Source organism: Vagococcus fluvialis, assembly GCF_048815235.1.
Lineage (GTDB): Bacteria > Bacillota > Bacilli > Lactobacillales > Vagococcaceae > Vagococcus.
On the sequence record NZ_JBMEAO010000001.1, the window covers coordinates 164,536 to 189,223 of the forward strand.

At 31.2% G+C, this 24,688-nt stretch carries 18 protein-coding genes; 3 read left to right on the plus strand and 15 right to left on the minus strand.

Going from position 1 to position 24,688, the window contains the following annotated elements; genetic code table 11:
- The first annotated feature begins 19 nt into the window (after positions 1–19).
- Both pglX (ACODH8_RS00780) and ACODH8_RS00785 read left to right on the plus strand, forming a co-directional pair.
- Complete coding sequence (pglX, locus tag ACODH8_RS00780) at positions 20–1,618, plus strand: BREX-1 system adenine-specific DNA-methyltransferase PglX (RefSeq protein ID WP_420517437.1); 1,599 nt, start codon at positions 20–22, stop codon at positions 1,616–1,618.
- A 278-nt stretch (positions 1,619–1,896) separates the two neighbouring features.
- On the plus strand, positions 1,897–3,027 hold the full coding sequence (locus tag ACODH8_RS00785) for an IS110 family transposase (protein ID WP_420517438.1): 1,131 nt from the start codon (positions 1,897–1,899) through the stop codon (positions 3,025–3,027).
- A gap of 142 nt (positions 3,028–3,169) precedes the next feature.
- Here ACODH8_RS00785 and ACODH8_RS00790 read toward each other — a convergent pair whose 3' ends face one another.
- The 10 genes from ACODH8_RS00790 to ACODH8_RS00835 all read right to left on the minus strand — a co-directional run bounded on the left by ACODH8_RS00790 (position 3,170) and on the right by ACODH8_RS00835 (position 18,055).
- Positions 3,170–4,489: an ISL3 family transposase gene (locus ACODH8_RS00790; RefSeq protein WP_420517439.1), complete on the minus strand. Its 1,320-nt coding sequence runs from the start codon at positions 4,487–4,489 to the stop codon at positions 3,170–3,172.
- Between the two features lie 162 nt (positions 4,490–4,651).
- Positions 4,652–7,390 (minus strand): BREX-1 system adenine-specific DNA-methyltransferase PglX, encoded by a 2,739-nt coding sequence (gene pglX / locus ACODH8_RS00795; RefSeq protein WP_420517440.1) that lies wholly within the window; start codon positions 7,388–7,390, stop codon positions 4,652–4,654.
- A 17-nt stretch (positions 7,391–7,407) separates the two neighbouring features.
- Entirely contained in the window at positions 7,408–11,064 is a 3,657-nt protein-coding gene (gene brxC / locus ACODH8_RS00800; RefSeq protein WP_332464946.1) for a BREX system P-loop protein BrxC, read from the minus strand.
- 11 nt (positions 11,065–11,075) lie between these two features.
- Positions 11,076–11,663, minus strand: coding sequence for a BREX protein BrxB domain-containing protein (locus tag ACODH8_RS00805; RefSeq protein WP_332464947.1), 588 nt, complete (start codon positions 11,661–11,663; stop codon positions 11,076–11,078).
- 2 nt (positions 11,664–11,665) lie between these two features.
- Positions 11,666–12,265: a DUF1819 family protein gene (locus ACODH8_RS00810; protein WP_332464948.1), complete on the minus strand. Its 600-nt coding sequence runs from the start codon at positions 12,263–12,265 to the stop codon at positions 11,666–11,668.
- Positions 12,266–12,393: 128 nt separating this feature from the next.
- Positions 12,394–12,738: a cysteine desulfurase gene (locus ACODH8_RS00815; protein ID WP_332464949.1), complete on the minus strand. Its 345-nt coding sequence runs from the start codon at positions 12,736–12,738 to the stop codon at positions 12,394–12,396.
- Between the two features lie 66 nt (positions 12,739–12,804).
- Positions 12,805–13,947 (minus strand): cysteine desulfurase family protein, encoded by a 1,143-nt coding sequence (locus ACODH8_RS00820; RefSeq protein ID WP_332464950.1) that lies wholly within the window; start codon positions 13,945–13,947, stop codon positions 12,805–12,807.
- A gap of 164 nt (positions 13,948–14,111) precedes the next feature.
- Positions 14,112–15,644: a cardiolipin synthase gene (gene cls / locus ACODH8_RS00825; RefSeq protein ID WP_332464951.1), complete on the minus strand. Its 1,533-nt coding sequence runs from the start codon at positions 15,642–15,644 to the stop codon at positions 14,112–14,114.
- A gap of 99 nt (positions 15,645–15,743) precedes the next feature.
- Positions 15,744–16,577 carry an aldo/keto reductase gene (locus ACODH8_RS00830; protein ID WP_332464952.1) on the minus strand — a complete coding sequence of 278 codons (834 nt, stop codon included), beginning with the start codon at positions 16,575–16,577 and terminating at the stop codon, positions 15,744–15,746.
- A 47-nt stretch (positions 16,578–16,624) separates the two neighbouring features.
- Positions 16,625–18,055, minus strand: coding sequence for a serine hydrolase (locus ACODH8_RS00835; RefSeq protein ID WP_332464953.1), 1,431 nt, complete (start codon positions 18,053–18,055; stop codon positions 16,625–16,627).
- 192 nt (positions 18,056–18,247) lie between these two features.
- On the opposite strand from ACODH8_RS00835, the gene ACODH8_RS00840 reads away from it, so the two are divergent.
- The gene (locus ACODH8_RS00840) at positions 18,248–19,027 is read left to right on the plus strand and encodes a PHP domain-containing protein (protein WP_332464954.1); all 780 of its coding nucleotides are present in this window, start codon (positions 18,248–18,250) and stop codon (positions 19,025–19,027) included.
- A gap of 63 nt (positions 19,028–19,090) precedes the next feature.
- On the opposite strand, the gene ACODH8_RS00845 is transcribed toward ACODH8_RS00840, so the two are convergent.
- From ACODH8_RS00845 to ACODH8_RS00865, 5 genes are all read right to left on the minus strand, one after another.
- A complete protein-coding gene (locus ACODH8_RS00845) occupies positions 19,091–20,341 on the minus strand; it encodes a PTS sugar transporter subunit IIC (protein WP_332464955.1) in 1,251 nt (416 codons plus the stop codon).
- 204 nt (positions 20,342–20,545) lie between these two features.
- Entirely contained in the window at positions 20,546–21,616 is a 1,071-nt protein-coding gene (locus ACODH8_RS00850) for a YdcF family protein (protein WP_332464956.1), read from the minus strand.
- Between the two features lie 73 nt (positions 21,617–21,689).
- The gene (locus tag ACODH8_RS00855) at positions 21,690–23,081 is read right to left on the minus strand and encodes an ABC transporter ATP-binding protein (RefSeq protein ID WP_332464957.1); all 1,392 of its coding nucleotides are present in this window, start codon (positions 23,079–23,081) and stop codon (positions 21,690–21,692) included.
- Positions 23,078–23,776, minus strand: a complete 699-nt coding sequence (locus tag ACODH8_RS00860) for an energy-coupling factor transporter transmembrane component T (RefSeq protein WP_332464958.1) — start codon at positions 23,774–23,776, stop codon at positions 23,078–23,080. Before ACODH8_RS00860 ends, ACODH8_RS00855 begins: the two co-directional genes overlap by 4 nt.
- Positions 23,773–24,375 (minus strand): MptD family putative ECF transporter S component, encoded by a 603-nt coding sequence (locus ACODH8_RS00865; RefSeq protein WP_332464959.1) that lies wholly within the window; start codon positions 24,373–24,375, stop codon positions 23,773–23,775. The genes ACODH8_RS00860 and ACODH8_RS00865 overlap by 4 nt, the downstream gene beginning before the upstream one ends.
- Positions 24,376–24,688 lie beyond the last annotated feature (313 nt).

Consider the following 24,688-nt stretch of genomic DNA (forward strand, 5'->3'; position numbering starts at 1 on the left):
AAAGCTAATTGATCCATCAATGGGAAGTGGTCATATTCTAGTTTATGCCTTTGATGTGTTGATTCAACTGTATTCAGCTGAAGGTTATAGGGAAAGAGACGCTGCGGAACTAATTCTACAACATAATCTATTTGGTTTAGACATTGATAAACGTGCTTTTCAATTATCATATTTCGCCTTAATGATGAAAGGGCGTCAACATTCTAGACGATTATTGAATAAAGGTATTAAACCAAATATTTATACAGTACCAGATAATTTTGGGATTGGTGAAACTGAGTTACAATTAGTCAATATGACATTTCATGATGATTCCAAAGGAAAAGAAGATTTATTAAAACTAATAAATGGATTTAAAAATGGAAACGAATTAGGTTCGTTAATAAAATTTGATGGAATTGATTTCGATAACTTAAAAGAAATATTAAAAGCTGATACTATTTCTATGTTAGAGCAAGGTATCAGAGAAATGATTTATGTTGGTGAAATATTACAACAGACATACGATATTTCAATAACTAATCCACCTTATATGGGAAGTTCTGGATTCAATCAGACTCTCTCTAAGTTTTCAAAAAAAAATTATCCAAATTCAAAGAATGACTTATTCGCAATGTTTATTGAACGTTGGAATCTCTCAGTGAAAACCGATGGATATAACACTATGGTAACAATGCAATCATGGATGTTCTTATCTAGTTATGAGTCTATGCGTAAAAACATACTTCAAAATTATACTATTTCTAATATGATGCATATGGAAAATATGGTAATGGGAATAGCTTTTGGTACTGTTGTTACTATTTTTAGAAATAATCAATTAAATGGATTCAAGGGAAGTTATCATCAAATTAAAACTGACAATGTTTTAAATGGTGTTACACCAGAAATAATTCCTATTCCTGGAAACCGCTTTAATGAAATTAGTCAAGAAAAGTATAAAAAAATTCCAGGACAACCAATTTCGTATTGGGTAAGCGAAAACACTATAAATAATTTCGTTATCGAAAAAAAAATGAGTGAATACGGCATAATCAAATCTGGTATTATGGTTAATTCTCGTTATATTCTTAGTTGGTACGAAGTAAATGAAAAAAAAATAAATTTTTGTTGTAGATCTATTAAGGAGATGGAGAATTGGAAATGGTTTCCTCTTAATTCTGGTGGAGGAAAAAGAAAATGGTTTGGTAATAATATTCCTATTATTAACCTAAAGAATAAAGGAGAAGAAATAAAACATTCTAATACAAACTATCGCTTACGAAATACCAATTTTTATTTCAAACCTGGAATTACTTGGGGGCGTATTACTTCTGGAGATATCTCATTTAGAAAAAGTCCTGAAGGAAATTTATTTGGAGATGCTGGACCAATGATGTTTATTAATGAACATCTATTTCAAATTTTAGGTTTATCAAATTCAAAAGTTATGTTGTATCTTGCTGATGTTATCAACCCAACTTTGAATTTTCAAGTTGACGATATGAAGAACATGCCTGTAATCATTAGAAATGAAAAAAATGTCTATGAAATAGTAGATATGCTCATAGAATTATCTAAAAATGATTGGAACTGTTTTGAGTCTTCATGGGCATTTACTAATCATCCTTTAGTATAAAAAGAGATAAAGACAAGAAATGGCTCTACGTCAAACTTCCATGAATTCGTAAACTCATTCACCCTGAAGTACGAAAGTGATTTAAGGTATAATAGTAGTGGAAAGGAAAAAAGCCGCCACTATTTTGGAAAAGAAAGTTATGTCGAACGTCAAACTGGCTTACTTTATTTTTCGAGAACCTTGAAATATTGCCAATGAGCATGTGTATAAAAATTTGATTATTTATAAAATAAAGTACTCCTTTCCTAATTTGTTTTTGGAAAGGAGTCTGTTTTTTTATGGAAATTATTTATGAGTGTTGTGCTGGTTTAGATGTTCATCAAAACAATGTAGTTGCTTGTGTTCTAGATGGACCTCTTACTTCTACAAGACCAAAAAAACATTTGAAAAAATTTGATACTACTACAAAAGGTTTACTTGGCTTACATGAATGGCTTACAGAATTTAATTGTGAGATTGTTGCTATGGAAAGCACTGGAATTTATTGGAAACCAATCTGGCACATTCTTCAAGGGAGTTTTGATTTGGTATTAGCTAATCCATACAAAATAAAAAATATACCAGGACAAAAAACAGATAAAAAAGATGCTAGTTGGATTGCAAAATTGTTACGTATTGATTTGATTCCAAAAAGTTTTGTTCCAGAGGAACCAATACAGGATTTACGCGAGTTGACTCGATTAAGAAAAATGTGGATTGAATCTAGAAATCGAGAGAAAAATAGAGCTCATAAAATTTTACAAACTGCAGGAATCAAAATAACTTCGTATATGACTGATATCTTTGGGATGTCCGGAAGGAATTTATTGAATCTATTAATCAATGAGGAAGAGATTACTGAAGAAAAAGTTGAAAAGGCTGTTTACACTTCTTTAAAATTTAAAGTACCAGAATTACTTGAGGGATTGACTGGTTTTTTCAGAAGTCATCACAGGTTCTTATTAAAACAAGTTTTAGATGTCATTGATATGTACAATGATAAAATCAAAGAATTAGAAATTAAAATAGCAGAGTGTTTAGAGCCGTACCAAGAATATGTCGATAACTTAGTAACTATTCCAGGTATTAGTGAAGATTCAGCCGCTGTAATCATTTCTGAGTTTGGTATTAATATGAATCAATTTTCTTCTGCAGAAAAATTAGCATCATGGGTAGGGTTATGTCCTGGGAATAATGAAAGTGCAGGAAAAAGACGATCCACAAGAATTTCTAAAGGAAACTCTTATGCGAAGAAGATTTTATGCCAGTGTGCTTATTCAGCTTGTAGATCTAATCATCTTAGATTTAAAAATTATTATCAAAGAATTAGTCAGAATCGAGGAGGAAAAAGAGCTACCATAGCAGTTGCTCACCTTATTACCAGAATCATTTATTATATGATATCAAGAAACGAAGTTTATCATGAATAGATGATAATGCTCTTTGAAAATTTTTTTTTTTGTTCTATAAAAGAGAGGAAGGTATTTTTTTGCTTTTTTTAGCTATGGTTTGATATATAGTATTAGTGAAGCTTTCGTATAAAATGATGTGGATGAGTAAAATTTAGTGAGTTTAGGCAACGAAAACTGATTGGTTTTCGTTGTTTTTTTGTTTGTCTTTAAAGATAAGTAAAATTCTATATTTATAATTTTGAAAATTTCTGTAGCCGTAGGCTATTCGTTTAATTAGTTTTATTTTATTTATGGAACCTTCTAATGAACCGTTAGAATAAGTGTATTTAAAGGTGTTTTCAATCCTTGGTAAGTGCTTTTTCAACGTTCGAATAGAGACTTTCATAGAGTCTGAGATATCTTCATTGGTTAATAATAGAAGATCAGAAAAAGTTTCAAAATCATTGTTTTTACTACAGTATAATAACTCTTGGTAAAGTTTATAAGTTTCTGATAACTCTTTGTTCAAGCTAAGTAAATAATCCATTACATCTGTTTCAGGTAAAATACTCTTAAATAAACGTTGATAACGATAGTCTTTATAGTTCAATTCATTAGAATCTTTTAAAAAGAGCTTCCAATATTTTTTTAATTTTCGATAATTTTTCATGTCAGTTAAATGGGATGTTCGATAGCGATTCATTGTCTTGATTCTAGTTATGTTTAAAGAACGACTGATAAGTTGAACTAAGTGAAAACGATCAATAATTACTGTAGCATTAGGGAATAGTCTTTTGGCTAATTTAAAATAGGCAGCATTCATATCAACGACGATTGTTTTTACTTGGCACCGAACCTTTAGAGAGTACTTTAGAAAGTGTTTTTCTAGTGTTAGTTTCTTATTATCAATGAGAATATCGATGATTTTATGTGTAGAAGAATCAGAGTAAACAAAACTGTACTTTCCGCTATTATTTTTAACAGAGGTAAATTCATCAAAACAAAGGTTTTGAGGTAATTGTAAAAATCGATTAGATAACTCTTTTCCACCTGTTAGTAAAATTCTATTAATAGTTGTTGGTGAAACAAAATGTCTTTTAGCTAAATCCTTAAACGAGATGGCATCACCTAGCTCAACAAGAATTGATTGCTTCACTCTTCTAGCGATAAAATAATGGTTCTCAATTTCAGAAGTTTCAGCTAGAAAAAAGGAGTCACAGTGACGACAAAGAAATCTTTGTTTCTTTAATAAAAGATAAGTTGGGTAATGAGCTACACTTAGCCACTTTATTCGAGAAGAAATAAATCCGTTTTTCACAATAGAAAATCGGTCATTTTTAATGCCACAGCAAGGGCAAGCCGAAGGATTGTAAGTAAGGCTACCTTTATAAACCTTCGATCTCACACCTTTTATAAGTTGTTCCTCACAAAAAATAGAGTCGAAATAAATATTTTTATCTTTTAAATCTAGCGATAGTCGAATACAATGGTTATGAGACATACGAATCTTTCTTTCTAAAATTTGGTTTGGTCACTTTAATTTTAATGAGAAAGTTCGTATGTTTCTATTTTTTTGTAAAAAAATAGATGTGAATGAATTTCTTCATCCACATCAAAAATTATATAGCACAAGAAATTCGTTATTAATTTCTTGTCTTGTATATTAGATTAAAGAGTTTTTTTTAAATCCCCATGCTGTTTCTAACGCGTTCCAGTCTATTTTTGAAGTTTCTAAATTTTCAATAGAAAGCTGTTCTGTTTTTTCTTTTTCATTTATTAAAATAGGGAATGATTGAAAGTTTCCTATTTGAAGACTAATCGTCGGATTCAATAGTTTAAAAATATAGTTTCCAACACCAGTATTAAGTACACCCAAAATATAGAAAAGATGCTCATTTGGAAATTCAAAAGCCTCCATGCCTTTAACATCGTGTATACTTCCAGCCTCACGATACCTGAGGGAAAATTTAGAACTTGTTATATCTGACCAAGTAATCGCTTCTTTAAAGTAAAAATCAGTATTTTGAGGCCTCGATCTCTGTTTTCCCTTACTGTCAACAAAATTTCTGATTTCTTGCCCATCATTTTCCCAGTTAACAACGTAATCATAATTTCCATACCAACGCCTAAATGCCCCCCCCTTATTGTATGGAAACCATTTTTTCCCAGATTCAACCGATTCTTTAATAGAAGCAGCATCAAATTTTATCTTATTAATATCAACTTCCCACCATTGACGAAGAAATCGGTCATTGTTCGCAGTTGCCAAACCTTGTTTAGGAGATACTATCTCATCCATTCGTTTTGCTACTGAAAAAGTATTTATAAGATTTTCGCTTACCCAAAACGAAATAGGATTTCCTGGTATCTTCTCAAAATTCTTTTGATTTGTTTGATAAAAATAATACTTTGAAGGATCTATGATAGCTTCCAATACTTTATTTTTTTGTACATGCATTCCCCCTCGAAAATCTGATAGTTTTAAGTAGTTTCCAATAGGTTCTTTCTTAGTATTTTTGATAGTAAAACAACAAACAGGTACTGTTGCTTCTTCAAAGGCTGAATATTCCATCTGAATTAAACTAGAAATAGTTTTATTATTAATTAAAAATTTACGTAACTCTTCATAGGATTTGATAAACATCCAGACAAAAGGTGTCATAAAACCGGCGTAACCATCCTGAATGAGCATCTGACTATTCATTTTTATAAAGACAGAGAATAGATCTGTTTTTACAGAAGGATAATTGGATTTTACATATTTATCTAAAGACAAACTCATTTTATTTAAGTAAGGAGGGTTAGTAATTACAGTAGAATACTTTGTTAGTAAAATAATCATAATATTTAGTATTTTAATAACTTTCTCATGGATTTCAGGAATCGTATAAAGAATGTCCATGCTTGTAAAATTATCTAATAATAGGATAGATTCCTTAATATTTATTATGTCCTCTAAATTAGTATTTTTTAAGTTAAGAACAGACCCAATTTCTGTGGCATTCTTAAATGAATTTAACAAGCATTTCAATTCATCCTTCCAAATTAAAAACTCTTTTTCAGACAACAGTGAAACTTGCTCTAATCTTGAAAAATATTCTTCTGGAATTTCATCAAGATCAATAAAATAGTGTACGTTCAGTTTAATTCCTTTACTCAAAATCCTACGACTATATTGTCTTCCTTTCATCATGATTGCAAAGTACGCAAGTTGATAAGCTCTTTTGTCAATTTCTAAACCGAATAAATTATGTTTCATAATCAATTCAGCAGCATCTCTTTCTCTAAAGCCCTCTGCTACATAAAGTTGTAAAAATACATCAAATGCGTAAACAAGTATATGCCCTGACCCCATTGCATTGTCTAAAAGTTTTAGCTCTTGTAGATCGAAAACATTTTTTTCTTGTCTCTCGTTTATTATTTGTAGTTTTACTTCTTCTGGCTGCTCTGCTGATTCTAAATAATACTTCCAATCAAAGCTCTCGGCAATCTCTTTTTCAGTTCTGGTCTCATTTGGATTTGCTAATTTTTGATCGATGTAATAACGCCCTAACGAATTCTCAACCATATAACGAACGATCCAATCTGGGGTGAATAATTGTGTAGCTGCTGGAATTTCATCAGCGCGAATTTTTCGATTTCCTCGTGCAAACACTTTATCTTTTGGTTCAGTATTATAATACTGATACATCCATCCAATAATTTCTACTTGTCCTTCTTTTGTCACATCAAAATCTGATTCTGGTATAGTTAATAGACTTGCAATCACGCCATTATCATCAATGTATGAAATCGAAATTAAAAGTTCTGAATAGTCATCAATTGTTTCGAAAAGATCAGGAAGTTCTCTATTTAAACTATTACATTGCCTGATAAAAACAAGTTGATAGAGTTCATCTACAGCGTCAGCTCTACTATCAGATAATAAATTGATAACTTTATTTTGAGTCGTCTCATCCATTTCCTGATATAATGTCGTTCTTAAAATATTCGTAATAATATCTGGTTCTTTTTTCCCAATAGTCTCACTTGAAAGAACACGTTGACGCTCAGGTAGATAATTATTAACTTCCATAAATCTAATTGCAATTAATCGGTTAAACCAAGTATACGCTACTTCCTCTACTAAAGTTTCAAAAGCTATTTTGAAACTTTTGGTTTGATTTGGATCTGTTTGTTTAACTCGAGAATTCAGCTCATTAACTAACTTTGTTCTATTCATAACATCTTTTCCTTCAAATCTTTCACCGTTCGAAGGTATCTCTATTAGATGCTTATCAATAGTATTTATTTCTTCTATTTTTTCGTCTGTAATACCTAACTTAGCTAATTTATTAATAACTCCCAAACGTAATAATTGTCGAGATTCTATGGCAAAATTTTTAATGGCTTTTTTATCCATGTTTACACTCCCACTATTTATAACCGAATGTCTAATTCGTTGTCATCATTTAATTTAGTTAACAGCTCTGTTTTTAAGTCATTAATAAATACTTCGATATCAGATTCTGTCCTAATTCTTGTTGAAGATTTAATAAGTTTATTAATTTGTATTAATTCTATTTTTTTTATAACAGGTTTACTTACTTCTACACTTGTTTTATCAGTCACCTTTGATTCATCAATAGAAGTGTATTCTTCCGCTACATATTCAGCTGCTTGTTGACGACGCTTATTCTCTTCATCTGTAAATTTTTCAATAAAACTATTTTTTAACGCTTTTGCTTGGACTGGTGCTAGCTCTATTTCATCTAGACTTTGATATCTACTCAAATCATCAATTAAATGATTAAAACTATCAGCGACATCTAGTGAAAACACTTCTTCAAATTCTCGATTTTTTAGATCCTGAATAATTTCCTCATAAATAATTTGAATTTTTTCAGTTGCTTTTGTTGATTTTGACTCAATAAACTCCATATAGGATTGCTCAAACTCAGCATTTAGTATACTCAGATTAGGAATATCACGATATGGGACAGATTGTTTTAAAATTTCTTTCATCTTATCAATTAACAAATCAATTTCTTGAGTTGATTCTTTAATAGTGCTTCTTTCTATACGATTAATATAATTTTTTGTTTTATCCCATATTATCTTTTGATTACTTGTATGAAAGTTCTTTATATCGACTAAATCTTCTGCCCAGTCAAGAAAATCATCTTCTTTATCTTCAAGCATTTCAAAAAACAAATGTGTATCTCGAAGATTCATTACAGATTCTAGCCCTCTAATAACATCAGTAATTATTTCTGACTGCGGATAATTACTTGCATTGTCACTTTCATAAGTATTCAACTCAGAAATAAGTATTCTAGATTTCTCATTAAATTTGTTTCTTGTAATATCATCATTAGACTCATCAACTATATTACGACTATTAAATAATTCTTCTCCAATTTTTTGGACTATTTTCTTTTGCTTGTCATCTGAATTAATTCGTAATTCAATCCTTATTTTTTCAGCTGCTTTTCTTTCAAATATTGCTTTTGAAATCTCATTAATATCATCATTTGTCGATAATGGAATGCCATTTTTAAACAATGTAATACTTCCTTCTTTGAATAAACGAGCAACAGCCCACTCTAGATCTTCATTGACAAAGCCATATGGTTCTTTATTCACAAAAGTATCACGAAGTATTTTTAATGAAACTGACAATCCTCTCACTGATTGAAACTCTATTACTCGCCTTATTTCATCTACCACATTTTGATTTTCAGTTGCTTTAACTATACCTATTTCTTTCCCAGACAGATACTTATTAATATCTGATTCGGTCATTGGAGCATCAACTAAATCATTCTTGTGATAAACCAGTTTAGCCATTTGTTGTAATCCATCATTTAAACGCGCTTTGAAATCACTACCTACAACTTCCAATTTATTATTATTAAAGTAAAATGTTGCTTGCTTTAAAAAAACATCTAGTTGATTGCTAATTGATTCATTTAACTCTTGATTTTCACTTGTTTTCTCTGCTTTAACAGCCGCAAAGTTTTTAATTGCACTTGTAGCATTTACAGTTGTAATATATTTTTCTACCTTAATAAATGTTATTAAATTGTTCATAAATTCAGTATCAGCTGGTAATTTAATAAGCATTTGATTCTTAGTGCTTTGTAGAATTAATTGTGTTTCATCTCCCCAAATCTCGTCATTATTAGGTGTTATAACTTTAACTTCAAGTTGAGGATTACTATTTTTACGAAAAGCATAGTTATCAATATATAAGTTATAAAAGAGAGTATACCTATTCTCAAAAATGCGACTTCTAGCATGTGAATTAATGTAAGCAAAACTATTACGACCAACTTTATCATCAAAAATATCAGTAGCTAGTTTATTCTCTACATCAGTTGTATTTAACTCAATATTATTTATTAGGCGGCTAACTTCTTGTTCCTCATCAGTTTGAAAAATAAAACTTTGTAAATTTTGTCGAATCAAATTTTCATGAATTAAAATTTTTAAAGATTTTTCTACTTTTTTCCTTAACATGAGTTTATCTTCATTTACATCACGAATCATTAAGTTTGTAATATTATTTAGAGTAGGCTTAATATTTTGATCAACATATTTAATCATAAAAAGAACTTTTAGAACATCAATGTTAAATAAGTCGCTTTCTTCAGATACAATTCGAGTATTCTCTTCAGCTTGCTTAATAACCTTCGCATTATCAGATTCATTAAGCCACTTCTCGAGTGATGGATAGAATTGATCAAACGAAACTAAAAGCTTACAATCTTGATCTGCTACCCTCTCTGCTGTTTCTTTATAAAAAGCTAACAAAGAACGCTCACCACGGGATAAGTTAGCTCCTTGAATAGAGTGCTTAGAAATTTGAGTTAATACATTGGCTAATAAATTAAACTGATATGGAATAAACGGATAAACATCCGCATAGTTTTCAGCACTACTATAAAGTTTTAATTCTGGACTATCTTCAAAATCCAACATTAGCTTCAAATTACTTTCGTGATTCGGATAATCTGCTCTCAAAAAATTTTGTCCATTTGAATTCTTGGCTAAAATACGTTTCTGAATTACCTCATCAGCATTTGCAGATGATAGTGATAACGTTGTTTCAAAACGACCTTTAATCTTTGAAAAATCCATTGCTGTTGTCCCTGCAATATCTGTTATCTTATCAATCGCTTGTTGACTTGTCACAATAACCCATGCTTTCCCTCTAGATTTATTACCTAATTCCTCAACGATTGTTTGTAATTGTAATGTTAAATCACTGTTACCACCAATATATTGACCAATTTCATCAACTAGAAAAACAATATGTTGATTGTTTCCTTGTGACTTAAGATAATTTTCTACAAGAATTGCAAATTCTTCTATGCTAATAATATATTCAGCCTCTAATTTTGAAAACCAATTATTAGCCGCATTTTCTGACATATAATTAATTTCTACTAATGTATCAACAACAGCATCTTGTAAAAAATCAACTTTATGACGTTCCTCGAGCCATTTTTTTCCGTGAATATTTTCAAATGTCATTTTAAATAATTCATACTTATTTTCCGCAGACAAACTTCTTTCTAAATCAGCTACTTTAGGATTAGTAGAGTAGCCTAAACTATCATTAAAAACTTTTAAAAAAACATTAACTAAACTGTTTCTCTCTTCTATACCAGTTTGATGTTTTGACTCTACATTAAAAAGAATAACATTTGTAGGTACATCTGTGGCTAATTTCATATCTGCTATTGTAATATCATTATTGATTTTACGAGTAGACTGATCTCCTTCTATAAAAAAATCTAGTGCAGTTTTTCCATTAATTTCTTTATTTTCTAAAATATAAGCCAGGATCTTAAGAAAATGAGATTTACCTGATCCAAAAAAACCTTGGATCCAAACACCCATTTTGCTAGTATCACTTAAAACACCTCTTTTATAAGCATCAAAAAAAACTTGAAAATGGCTTTGAAGTTCTTTTGTAACCACATATTCATCTAGCTCCTGATAAATTTGCTCATCTGATGTTTTTGTTGCTGTAATAACTCCATCTATATTTCGATGAATGTCTTTTAAAAATATGTCATTAATTTTCACTTGTTATCCCCCTATCCAATTCTAAACGCTCTATAATAATTAGTTTCTCTGTTAGTTTCTAAGATTGTCAATTTTAGACGATTATACTCACCTGGGTACATCATAATAACTGGTCTTTCTGTGTATACTAAATGCATTTTATTCAAAATAGAATGTGCTCTCACCAAAGGATAAATTTCACCAACTCCTGTAAGGATTACCACTGCATTATCTACAACATGTTTCTGGATATAATTTGTAAAATACATCTGACTGTCATCAAATTCTTCCATTTTTAATAACCTGTTTATTCTAGTTGCTACAAACATGATATCGTGTTTTTCTTCCCATTTAGCAATGACTTCACTATGTCCTTCTTCATGTATATAGTCCATCATTATCCTATATAAATCGAAAATTTGAATTGAATAACCATCAATATCAGGTATATTTTTATTTTTCAGATTTTTTATATGTTCTCTAACTAATAATTCATCTTTGGGACTATAATCAAAAATATGATACCCTACTTCGTTTCCTAATCCTACATTGGAAAGAAAATCTGGCGATGTAATTGTTTGATCCAAAATTTTTAATTTTTCATTTATTGATTTATTCATACCTAAATATCCCCTATTATAGATTTCACAATATCTTGACGATTTATAGAATATAAGTATGTGATTATACGTTGATCTAAAACTTTAGGTGTAATAATATCTTTCTCTGAAACTTCCCTTAAGAGTCCTGATTCCAGTAAATAATTTCTGTAAGCACTTCCCAAACGAGTATAAGTATATGGTTTCCATTTTGCTACAACATCATTTGTTCTCTGTTTTTCAGAAAAAAAACGTTTATATTCTTTATTGGTCAATTCAAATTCATTTTTTTGAATTTGAGCTTGAAAGACTTCAAGCATGAATTCTAAAAACAAATCATTTACTAATAATACAGCAATTAGAGATAGTATTTTTTGGTTATCAATATTTAATTGAGGGAATAGTTTCTGTAAATCACTATCTAATATATTGACACGACGTCTAACTCCATTAAATATTTCTTTTGCTCGACTAGGACTAACAGCTCCAAAAATATTTAATTCTTCACTTAGATATTGTATTTCTTTTTCAGCCTTTCCTTCGTTTAATAAGTCTATATATTGCTTTGTTTCATGAAACCAAAATCTTTGAGAAACAAGACCTGCACTATATTTTTTTTTCATTATCATAACCATCCTTTTATGAAAGCATCGTTTTCATTATATCATTTTAACTCTTTAGTTTGTTTAAAAATTACAAACAAAAAAGATAGTAAATCTGAGTTTTACCCCAAACTCACTATCTGATAGTGTTATTTCACTTCTTCAAAACAACCATAATGAATCATGTCTGCCATGATGTATTTGAATTGGTCACGTTTTTCAGCATGTTGGTCACCATTAAAAATATTTAATGCTTTTAAGCCATTAGCTGTTGTAATTGACATTTTCAATGTTTTTAAGTCTTTTGCTACCGTAATTTTTAATTTTGGACTTTGTTTGTTTTGCGGATTTGTATCAAGTGGTCTTGCTAATTGGAAATTACCTGATTTTGTTTCTGTAAACCCGTAATCTTTGAATGAATATGCACGTGCTTTTTCACTCACTTTATAATATGTTTTTGATCCTTCAACTGTTGCTTTATCTAAAAAAGACATAGGACTCCTCCTTAAGTTTTCTTACCTTTAATTATAACAAAAACGAAATGAAAAGCCATTCATTTCTTAAACTAAGCTTTGAATTGTTTCAACTAATTTTTCGGCAAATGCTTCGATTTCTTCACTGGTTAATCCGTAACCAAAACTAATTCGAATAGATTCTGTTGCAGCTTCTGGCGTTTCTTTTTTCATAGCCAAAATAACAGGAGACGGGGCAACTGTCCCAGCACTACAAGCAGAGCCAGTTGAAATAGCATAGCCAAATAAATCTAATCTTGATAGTAAGAGGTTGCTTTTCACCCCTTTAAACCAAATATTTAGAATATGAGATAAATGATTTTCATCGCATCCATTCACTTCAAAATCAATATTATTTTCTGTTAAAGTATTCAGTATTTGCTCTCTAAACTCAAAATATTTTGCTTTATTTGCTTCTTTTTGTTCTTCACTTAATATGGTAATAGCTTTTTTAAGTCCAGCTATACCTGCTAAATTTTCTGTTCCAGCACGTTTTTTTTCTTCTTGGTCGCCACCATGAATCATGATTGGAACCACGCGCCCTTTTTTAATATATAAAAAGCCAACACCTTTTGGTCCGTTGATTTTATGACCAGAGACACTTAAATAATCAACTTTTAATTCTTTTACATCAATTTTTTCAGTCCCAAAAGCTTGCACTGCATCTGTATGGAATAACGCTTGATGATTCTCTAAGAGTTCACCTATCTCACAAATTGGATTTATCGTTCCTACTTCATTATTACCATACATCGTTGTCACTAAAATCGTATCATCTCTTAAAGCTTCTGCAACTTGTTCCGTTGTAATACCACCTGCTTTATTAATCGGTAGTAAAGTGATTTCAAAACCAAGTGATTCTAAATAATCCAGAGAATGAGTCACTGCACTATGTTCACCGTTAGTTGAGATAATGTGTTTCCCTTTATCTTGTTGTGCTAAAGCTGTTTGAATAATAGCAGTGTTATCGCCTTCTGTCCCACCACTATTAAAAATAATTTCTGTTGAGTGACAATTAATAGACTGGGCAATTTCCTCACGTGCCATCTCCAATTCAAATGACGCCTTTCGGCCAAACCCATGAATACTTGATGGATTGCCAAAAACACTGGTCATTATGCGGGTCATTTCTTCAATGACTTCTGGATGCATGGGGGTTGTTGCTGCATGATCTAAATAAACTTCTACCATATTACCACTCTTCTTTCTACATATTTATAAACAGTATCATAACATACATTCTTTTTATTTTTAGTATTATTTGTTTCAAATAGTTATTTTTGAGTTAAATTCATTTGTCCTATCTCAATTTCCAAAGAAAAAAGAGGTTTCTCTCATGAGAACCTCTTTAAATTTTATAATAATGGTGAAAATACGCTTAATACAGCTCTACCTAACCTAGTTGGTAACTTAATATTTTCAGCTTCCTCTAAGGTTATTAATTGGCTCACTGCCTCAGTTTCTAAATGATCTTTTAAAACGGCACCGACTGCTGCTGTTTTATACATCCAAACACCACATTCAAAATGTAAAAATAGACTACGATAATCTAAGTTAACAGTTCCTACAGTAGCGTATAATCCATCCACTACAAACGTTTTTGAATGAATAAAGCCTGGTGTATATTCATATATTTTAACTCCAGCTTCAATTAGTTGAGCATAATTAGATTTTGTTACCGCATGAACGTACCATTTATCTGGTTTATGAGGCACAATAATTCTAACATCAACCCCACCTTTTGCTGCTGTACATAAAGCTTCCATTAAAAGATTATCAATAATTAGATAAGGCGTTGTGATTAAAACTGAATCTTTTGCTTTATTAATTAAGTTTAAGTAAACGTTCATCCCTACTGTTTCATTATCAAATGGTGAATCAACATAAGGTTGATAATAACCATGACTTTGAGGTAGTTCTTCTTCTTTAAAGTCAGGATAAAAGTCTTCAAAATTATCATCATCGTTATAAACAAATTCCCATAATGATAAGAATAACAAAGTGAATCCCCAGGCTGCATCACCTTTAACCATGATTGAATTATCTTTCCAATGACCAAATCTCTCGACTTCATTGATGTATTCATCAGCTAAATTGATACCACCTGTAAAGGCTACTTTTCCATCTATGACCGTTATTTTTCTGTGGTTTCGATTGTTGAAAATAGGTGATAATACTGGAATAAATGGATTAAACACACAACATTTAATACCCATATTTTCCATTTTTCGGTAATAGTGATGAGGTAAAGTTGTTAGACAACCAAAATCATCGTAGATAAATCGAACATCTAAGCCCTCTTTAGCTTTTCTAGCCATCACTTCAAGCAAAGCGTCCCACATTTTACCTTCTTCAACAATGAAGTATTCCATAAAGATATACTTTTCAGCTTTCTCTAACTCTCTTAACATTGCTTCAAAAGCTTGTTCACCTAGCGGAAAGTACTCACTGGTTGTATTTTTAAATAAGGCTCCTTCACCATACTTCGTTAGATAATTAGATTGAATAATAGCATCCATATTGCCATCATCAATTTTAATATCCTGAACAGTTTCTAAATTAGCCACTCGTTCTTTTTCTTGAATACGCGACATTTTTCGTTTGTCTTCTTTTTTAAATCGTACTCGACCAAAGACAAGATAAATAATCGTCCCAAAAATGGGAATTAGCATGATTGGTATTAACCACGCAATTTTATAAGCAGGATTGCTTCGATTATTAACTATTTTAATAATCACCCCTGCTGAAACAACAATATACGTTCCGTAGAAATAAACAAAATACTCTTGGAATCTAAATATAATTGCAAATAACAATCCTAATTGAAATAATATCAATAATCCTATAATTATCGCTCGATTAGAGATTAATTTCATCACTTTTTGCATCTTGCCACCCTCTTCCATTACTAAATATTATAGTAATTAGCCATAAGTTTCAACTAAGAACTAAAAAAAACCATACTTTTTTGTATGGTTTCTCAAATATTAAAATGTTGTCTCATCAGGATTCAATGCAAGACCTGCTGTTCCTCTTAATGAATTAATTTTTTCCATGTCTTCATCTGTTAATACAAAGTCAAAAATCTCAAAGTTCTCTTTAATTCTTGATGGTGTTACAGACTTAGGTAATGGTAAAAATCCATGTTGTAGTGACCAACGTAACACAACTTGTGCCACTGTTTTATTGTAAGACGCGGCTATTGTTTGTAATTCTGCCACTTCAAATATTTTGCCCGTACCTAGAGGACTATAAGCTTCAAGTAAAATATTTTTTTCTTGGCAATATGAAACAATTTCAGGTTGAGCATCACTTGGGTTTAAAAAGATTTGGTTAACAGCTGGTTTTATTTTAGCTGTTTTTAATAATGCGTCAATATGGTGTGGATGGAAATTTGATACACCGATTGCTTTAATTTTTCCTTCATTAACGGCTTCTTCCATTGCTCGCCATGCTTCCGAATTAGCTGTTTCAAATTCACCACGAATACCAGCTGGATTTGGCCAATGAATTAAATATAAATCAACATAATCTAAGTCTAATTTTTTTAGTGATTCGTCAATCCCTTGTTTAGCACCTTCATATGAATGTTTGTCATTCCATAACTTAGTTGTAATGAATAATTCATCACGATTTAAGCCACTTCGTTTAATACCACGACCAACACTTTCTTCATTGCCATAAATCGCTGCTGTGTCAATGTGACGGTAACCTGCTTCTAATGCTGCTACTACTGATTCTTCAGCTACATCACCATCTGGTGTTTGCCATGTTCCAAAACCTACTTTTGGAATTTTTATCCCATTGTTTAACTCATACATATCTCAAATAACTCCCTTCAAATTTTGTTGATAATCAATTTTACCAGTTATTTGAATCTTTCTCCACGCATTTGTCTAGCTCTTTTTCGTTTTTTATGATCTCTAGCTAAGAAAATAATTAAAATTAGAATAAATAGCAGAATAACGCCAGCCAAAATAAAAATCCATTTAGCAATTGGATGAGACATGTCCATCACATCTTTAACATCATCTAATAAGTTCGTTTCCCCATCTTTCTTAGCTGCTGATTTTTTTGCTTGTTCTGCTGTTTCAAAATCACCTTTAATTGGTTGAATAGTATCTGACACTTGAGGTAAAGGATTCTCAAGAACTAACTCATCCTTATCATTAATGATTGGTTTTGGATTGTCCTCTTTGTTAACAACATCAATTAATGGTTGTTTTAACGTAATTTTTTCTTCACCTATTACTTGCTCACCAGCTGGTAATATTTCTTTCACTTCAAAATGATTAAAGCCATAATTTAGCATCGCATTTGCAAATGGATGTCTTCTAAATTCTCCCGTTTGGTCTTCCCAATGTCCAACACCAAAAACAATAGCAATCAATCTTAAATCGCCTCTTTTAGCGGTCATATCAATATTAAAAGCTCCTGAAGGACTTGAACCCGTTTTTAATCCATCCACACCTTCTAAGTGATAATTAATACTTGTATTTCGCTCATCTGGATCAGCGCCTGGTACAGAATAATTATATGTTTTAAACGTCTCCTCGTAAGGGGTTCCGACCATTGTTGAAACTGTTGGAGTAGACGTATAATCTAAAATTTGAGGATAATTATTTAATAAATGATACGTAAATATTGCAAAATCACGAGCTGTAGTAACATTAGATCCTGTTTGATCTAATTGCGCGGCATCCACACCCTCAATGCCATATAAGCCTCTAAAAGAAGAAATCTCAGCTCCTGTCGCATTGACTATCTTTGTATTTGTCATTCCTAATTCTTGAGCTTTTTGATTCATTTTTTGTAAAAATACTACTGCATCTGGTTCCACTAATTCAGCTAACATCATTGTTGCCACATTTGATGATGGTACTAAGGCCATAGGGATAAGCTCTTTAATCGGATATTCGACCCCAGCTACAATTTTATTATTACTAATTTCATATATATTAGCTATTTGTTCGTGACGTGGTGTTGCTGTCACTTTAGTTTCCATATCAAATTGGCCCTTTTCCATTGCCTCATAAGTTAAATAAATAACCATTAATTTCATAATACTAGCAGGATTATGTGAAGCATCTGGATTTTCTCCCCACAACAATTTCCCTGTATTTGCATCAATTAAGACTGCAGATTTTGGTTTATCTGTTTCTTCTACTTGATAATTAGACTCTCTAATTAAGTCCATCATACTAGGCTGTTCTGCCGCAGATACTAAAGTATGAGGCATAATAAATAAACCTACCACTAACATTGTTAATACCGATAAAAATAAACTAAACTTTTTCATTCAAAATCCTTTCCAAAACACACATAATTTTATTACTCTAACTATATCAAAAAAGTTAGTGTTTTTGTGAGCTTTCTAGAAATAATCAGAAAATTTTAAGAACTTTAAGTTATCGAAACGTTTCTACTTGTTACTCCCAAGAGAAAAGGCTATGATAAACAAGAGATAAGAAACTACTTAGGAGGCTTTTTTATGACTTATTACGATCAACACTTACATACCCATCATTCCTTTGACTCTACTGAAACAATTGAAAATTATTTAAAACAAACAGACAAACAATTAGTAACAACTGAACACTTAGATTTTTTTAATCCCTATGATCATTTTAATGATAATATTCCAGAGTTTTCTTCTTATAACAATGAACTAAAACAGATAGAAGAAATCTATGGTCGCCATATTCTTCGAGGAATTGAAGTGGGTTACGTCCCTCATCAAGATGGTCAAATTAAAGAATTTTTGGCTGATAAACCATACGATGTTTTACTTCTAAGTACTCATCAAAATGGAAAAATTGACTTCATGGACCCAGCAGTTCGTCAGTTAGAACCTAAACGTTTAATTCATGAATATTACGAACAAATGATTCGCTCAGTAGAAGCTATGCCACACACTAATATTTTGACTCATTTCGATTACGGTATGCGTCAGCTGACTATTACAGCAGAAGAATTTCAAAACTTAGCTGAACCTCTATTAAAAGACTTATTTAAAAAAGTGATTGAAGCAGAATTAGCTGTTGAATTAAATGCCAAAAGCTTTGTTAAGTATGGCAATCGTCATTTATATGAATACGCGATTCCTCTTTATATCTCTCTTGGAGGGACCCTTTTCACTTTAGGTTCTGATGCTCATGTAGCTGAGGATTATGAGCTTGGTTTTAAAGAAATGGGAGACTTATTAAAAGAAAATAATGTCAAAGAACTTGCGATATTTAAAAATCAACAACGTCAACTAGTGACATTCTAATATAAAAAAGCTCAAATTTTCGATAATGAAAATTTGAGCTTTTCTTATTTAAAAGACGCTAAACTATTCGCCTTGTTCTTTCTTTAATTCCTGAATAACACTGATTTTTACAAATGGCACATACATAACCACAGAAATTAATAAGTTAACAGCTGCTAAAAGCGCTCCTTTAAAACTACTTGTTGCTAAAAGTCCCCCAATAATTGGTGGTGTTACCCAAGGTGGAATACTCGTAGCTACAGGCACTAGACCAGATTTAGTTGCAAAGTAAGCAGTTGTTACTAAAATCATCGGTGTTAAAATAAACGGAATAAACATAATTGGATTTAATACAATTGGTAAACCAAATAACATCGGCTCATTAATATTGAATAAACCAGGTCCTGCACTCAATTTATTAACGACATTAAATGACTCATGTTTACGTCCAACTAAGAAAATAGCAATAATTAATCCTAGAGTTGCTCCTGTACCACCTAAGTTAACAAATACATCAATAAATGGTTTGTTAACGATGTATGGTGCTGCTTCCCCTGCTGTAACTGCTGCTGAGTTAGCTGCAATTGCATCCACGTTGATTGTTTGCATGAATGGGTCAATCATATTAGCCCCATGTAAACCAAAGAACCATAAGAATGGTGTGATGAAGGCAATTAATAAGGCTGCTGGATAAGTATTAGCTAATCCCATAAATGGTTGTTGAACTGCTGTATAGAAAGATGTAATGATATCTGGTACACCAAATCCAGCAAAAACAGCTGCTACTAAACCAAATAAACTGATAATAATCATCGCTGGTAATAATGAAGCAAATGCTTTACCTACTGCTGGTGGTACACCATCAGGCATTTTGATAACTAATTTGTCACTACTAATTAAACGTACAAATAATTCTGTTGAAATAATGGCTACAATCAATGCAACGAATAAACCATTCGATGCCATACCAGTTGCTCCACCTAACGCAAAGAATGAAGCTATTGAAATAATACCTGCTGATACGCCATCTTTTTTATAACCATTGGCTAAGTTATAAGCAACCAAGAAAGCAATAGCTACTGAAATAATGGCAAACGTTCCATTCCAAATGCTTCCGCCAAACCCTTTCCATGAATCCCCTTGAAAAATACTGTTCATGAAATTTTGGAAAAATGGAATTGGTAAGTTGTTAATCATAACAGCTAGAGCACCTAATATCATAAGTGGCATAGTGACCATAAAGGCATCACGAATGGCTACTAAATGACGTTGTGCACCAATTTTAGAAGCTACTGGAATAAACTTAGCTTCCATGAATTCCACAAAACCGTTCATAAAAAATCCCTCCAAATACTTTTTTGACTACACTTTTATATAAGCAATATCCGTGCCAAGTTTTCTGTAGATAAAGCGCTTAATAATAGTATTCTTGTTTTTTAGTCATTAACACACTCTTACATATTAATACACACTAATAAAATTTCTATTATTTCAGTGTGTTATTCAATAAAAAAATAGTTCTGATTTTAGTCAGAACTATTACATCGCCATATTTAAAATAATATACTGTAACAAAGCTAACAAGCCAACCCCTACTATGACAACGCTAAAAAACCAGATATGTCGCTTTTTAGTAAGAGCTAAATAACCAATGTACTCTCTAATAAAAGCAGCTGGTAAATAATAAGCTTTGGTTTTTGAACCCACAGCACGAGTGAATATGCCCGATCTTGCAGCTAACTTACCTGCTCGCAAAACATGATAATTATTTGAAGCAATGACAATATTCTTTTTAGTCAGGTTTTTAATATTATCTTTTTGATAGATTAATTTCTCTGTAAATTGAAGATTCTCTTGTGTATTAGTTGATTTTTCTTCTAAGTAAACATTACCTAACTCATAACCTTGCTCTTCTATGTAATTCATCATAGCTTGAGCTTCCGATATTTTTTCATCTGGACCTTGGCCACCTGATAATATCAATGTTGGTTCATGTCCTTTTTTACTTTTCTGTTTGTTAAATAGTTTGACACCTGCATCAATTCGACTAGCTAATAGAGGTGTTACACGTTCTCCATCTATCAATCCTGCTCCAAGCACTACAATGTAATCAACTTTCCCTAACAATGGAAAATGATTATAAAGAATCGTAGTTATTAAATAAAAGAAAAATAAGGATATTGTGTAACCAAACATCATCATCACTAAAAATGATAATAAGTTTAGCCATGGATTATTAATATAGATAGCAAATACTATTAACATGACTTGAAATAAAGCTAATCCTATCGCTACTATTAGTGGCAATAGATTTCCTAATGAAAATCCTTCTCGTTTCAACATGATTCTTTGATTAATAAACAGGGCAATCACACCAGTAAATAACCCCATAACACCAACTAACATCATTAATATAATTGCTGGCATAGCAAGCCAAATAGCTGCTTGCTGGTTTATTTTTTCAATTTGAAAAATCAAAGTTAAATACAAGCCGCCTCCTAAAACAGTAAAGAAAAATCCTGTCCAAAGGCTTGTTGGTCTAAAAAAGATCCAATAGGAAAAGCAGATTAGCGGAATCAAAATCATGATAATAAACCATGTCAATCCCATAACTCGCCCTCCTTTATATTCATCTATACATTATTTTATCACAATTAAGTAAGAAATAATAACAGACTTTAGTCTAAAAACGTATCTTTCCGGATTCTAATTCAATAACATCATCACAACATAAATTCAAAAATTCCTTATCATGAGAAATAATTAAAACAATTACATGATATTTTTTTAGAACCTTAATAACCGAAGCAACTTCTTTCATATGTTTTAAATCAAGCCCACTAGTTGGCTCATCTAATACAATGATTTCTTTACCAGATAAAACAGCTGTAGCAATTGCTACTCGTTGTTTTTGACCACCAGAAAGGGTTTGTGGATGTCGATGAAGTAAATCACGTAATTGAAGAATTTCAACAACTTCATCAAATAAATCCAACCCTTTAGCTTTGGCAGTTAGTTCTTTTTCAACTGTTTCAAAAAAGAGTTGTAAATTCACATCTTGCATTACCATAAAACTTTTTTTAATTAGCTGTTTAGCTGTTTGACTCTTTCCGTTATACATAATAAGACCAGATTGTTTTTTTAGTAGTCCTGTAACTAACTGAGAAAAAGTTGTTTTCCCTGCTCCATTATGACCTATAATTCCAGTGATATTATTTGATGTAAAGGTGAGTTCATTAATTGAAACACCTTCACCTGTTTTGTAATGATAAGAGATATCCTTACAACTAAGATTATTTTTAGATGGCACTGATTCTTCTGACGGCAAGATGTCTAATTGAGGCTTTTCCAACGAACGTAAGCCACGACAAGTGACGTCTTCTGAAGATAAACTCTTGATAGTCTCTTTTGAGAAATCATGAACAATTCGCCCATCATTCATAAATAAAAATCTATCAGCAAAAGGCATTAAATAATACAGTCGGTGTTCTGCAACAATGACTGTTTTACCTTCTTTTTTTAACCAAGCTAACTGTTCGCTGATTAAATCAATATGCTTTTCATCCAGATTACTAGAGGGTTCATCTAATAGAAATAAGTCATGTTCTGTCATACAAGATGAAGCAAAAGCAATTCGTTGTTTCTCGCCACCTGAAAGTTCATGCATATTTTTTGACCAATAACTCTCTAAATTGAATAATTCAGATATTTTTTGTACTTGTTTTGTCATTTCTTGGTGAGGAACACCGTAATTTTCCATTTCAAAGCCTAATTCGGAATAAACATCATTCATAAAGAATTGTGTTTTTGGATTTTGAAATACTACTCCAATTTTTTCAACGAAGTTATTAAACTGATTGGTTGGTAATTTTTCGTTTAATACTTCAAAGTCACCAGACAACTCTGCTTCGTATAACTCTGGAATCAAACCATTTAAAATTCTAATCAAGGAAGATTTACCACAACCACTGGCTCCACACACTACAACAAATTCTCCGGGTTTTATTGAAACGTTCAATTCTGATAAAACTTCATAATCACCATACTTTAGGGCACCTTGTTCTATTTTTATCATAAGACAACAACCTCCAGAACAAATAAAATAAATAATGTCATTACTAAGAGATAATCTTGAAGTTTAAATCTTACTTCATACAAACTAGTATGTGTGCCTTCGTTTCCAAGACCTCTTACTAAGGCTGCGGCTGAAAGTTCTTGGGAAGTATTGTCTACAGATACTAATATAGGAACAATGATATATTCTAAAGTCAAAATAGGATGTTTAACTAAATCCCAAGAATTTATTCCAATCCCTCTAAACTTCATCGCACGTCTTATTTCTTTGAAATCTTGAATTAACACTGGAAAAAAGCGGCAAACAACTGAAAAAGGAACTACAATAAAATGTGGCACCTTCATTTTTTTCATCGCAGCAATCCACTCACTCATTTTCGTATTCGTTATGGCAAAAGCAGCTGCCATTATCGGGGGGATAAGTAAACGATTGGCCACGAAAAAGAAAGATAAAAAGGCCGAAATAGAACCCGTTATCTCTTGAAAAAACAAACGCTCAATTGAATAAATCCCCATATAAAGAGCTGTTAACCCTAAACCTTTTTTATAACCACCATTAATAATTAATAAAGTACACATTAATAATACAAAAAATAATTCTATTTTAGGATCCACTCGTAACATTAAAAGAAAACTAGCAAACAAAATCGTCGCTAGTTTACTTCTTGGATCAAAGTATATGGCTTTTAAACTCATATACTTGAACCATTTCTTTTATCTTTAGAAAAATGCTTTTGGTAAATTCTTTTCCCAATTACTAATCCTATAATACTGCAAACAACAATTAAGCCCATTGAAATAAAAAATGTCGCTGTTGTTACTGGCGCAAAAACGCTATCTACATAAGTTTGGTCCTTACCTCTTTGTAATAAAGAGTCCACATAGGCTTCTTTCATAAACCATAAAGGTAATATAGGACCTGTTAAGCCAAAACTGAAAATAGTATAACTTAAAAATAGTTTTACTTTTTCTTCAATTTTTGTTTTATTTTGAACAAAATCAGCTAATAATGGAAAAACAAAGCCTGGTAAAAACGCTAATGGAAAATAGCCGAAAATTAAAAAGAAAATTCCCATTACAGATCCTACTATTGTAATAGCACCAAATTTAGGAATTCGATTGACTACCATTAAATAAACCACACCTGATAAAATTGCTGAAAATGCCGGTATTAACAGTGAATTAAAAACAGGTACTGTAAACCTTAAAATAAATGTTGCGATAAAAACAACAAAAAAATAAACAGTGGCGTAAACCCCTGATGATATTAATTCTTGAACTTTTAGTCCTTTCATTGAACCAATCTCCTTTAAATATTATTACGTTGTCAATGTTAAACGACTCACATAGTATACCATATTTCTTTACTGATAAAAGTTATCAATAAAAAAAGAATAAGATTTTCATCTTACTCTTTCTCGCGTTTAGAAAAGTCTTTCAAGTAACTTTCTAAATCTTTAACTATTCATCTTAATTTTACCTTAAAACATGTAGTTCGTCATCCTTTTATCTTATTTTTTACATTAAATTCACAAAACTTCTGATAATAGTATGTCTTAACGTTATTTTAAAAAGAAAGATTCTCAATCATCACTTTAATTAACTGTA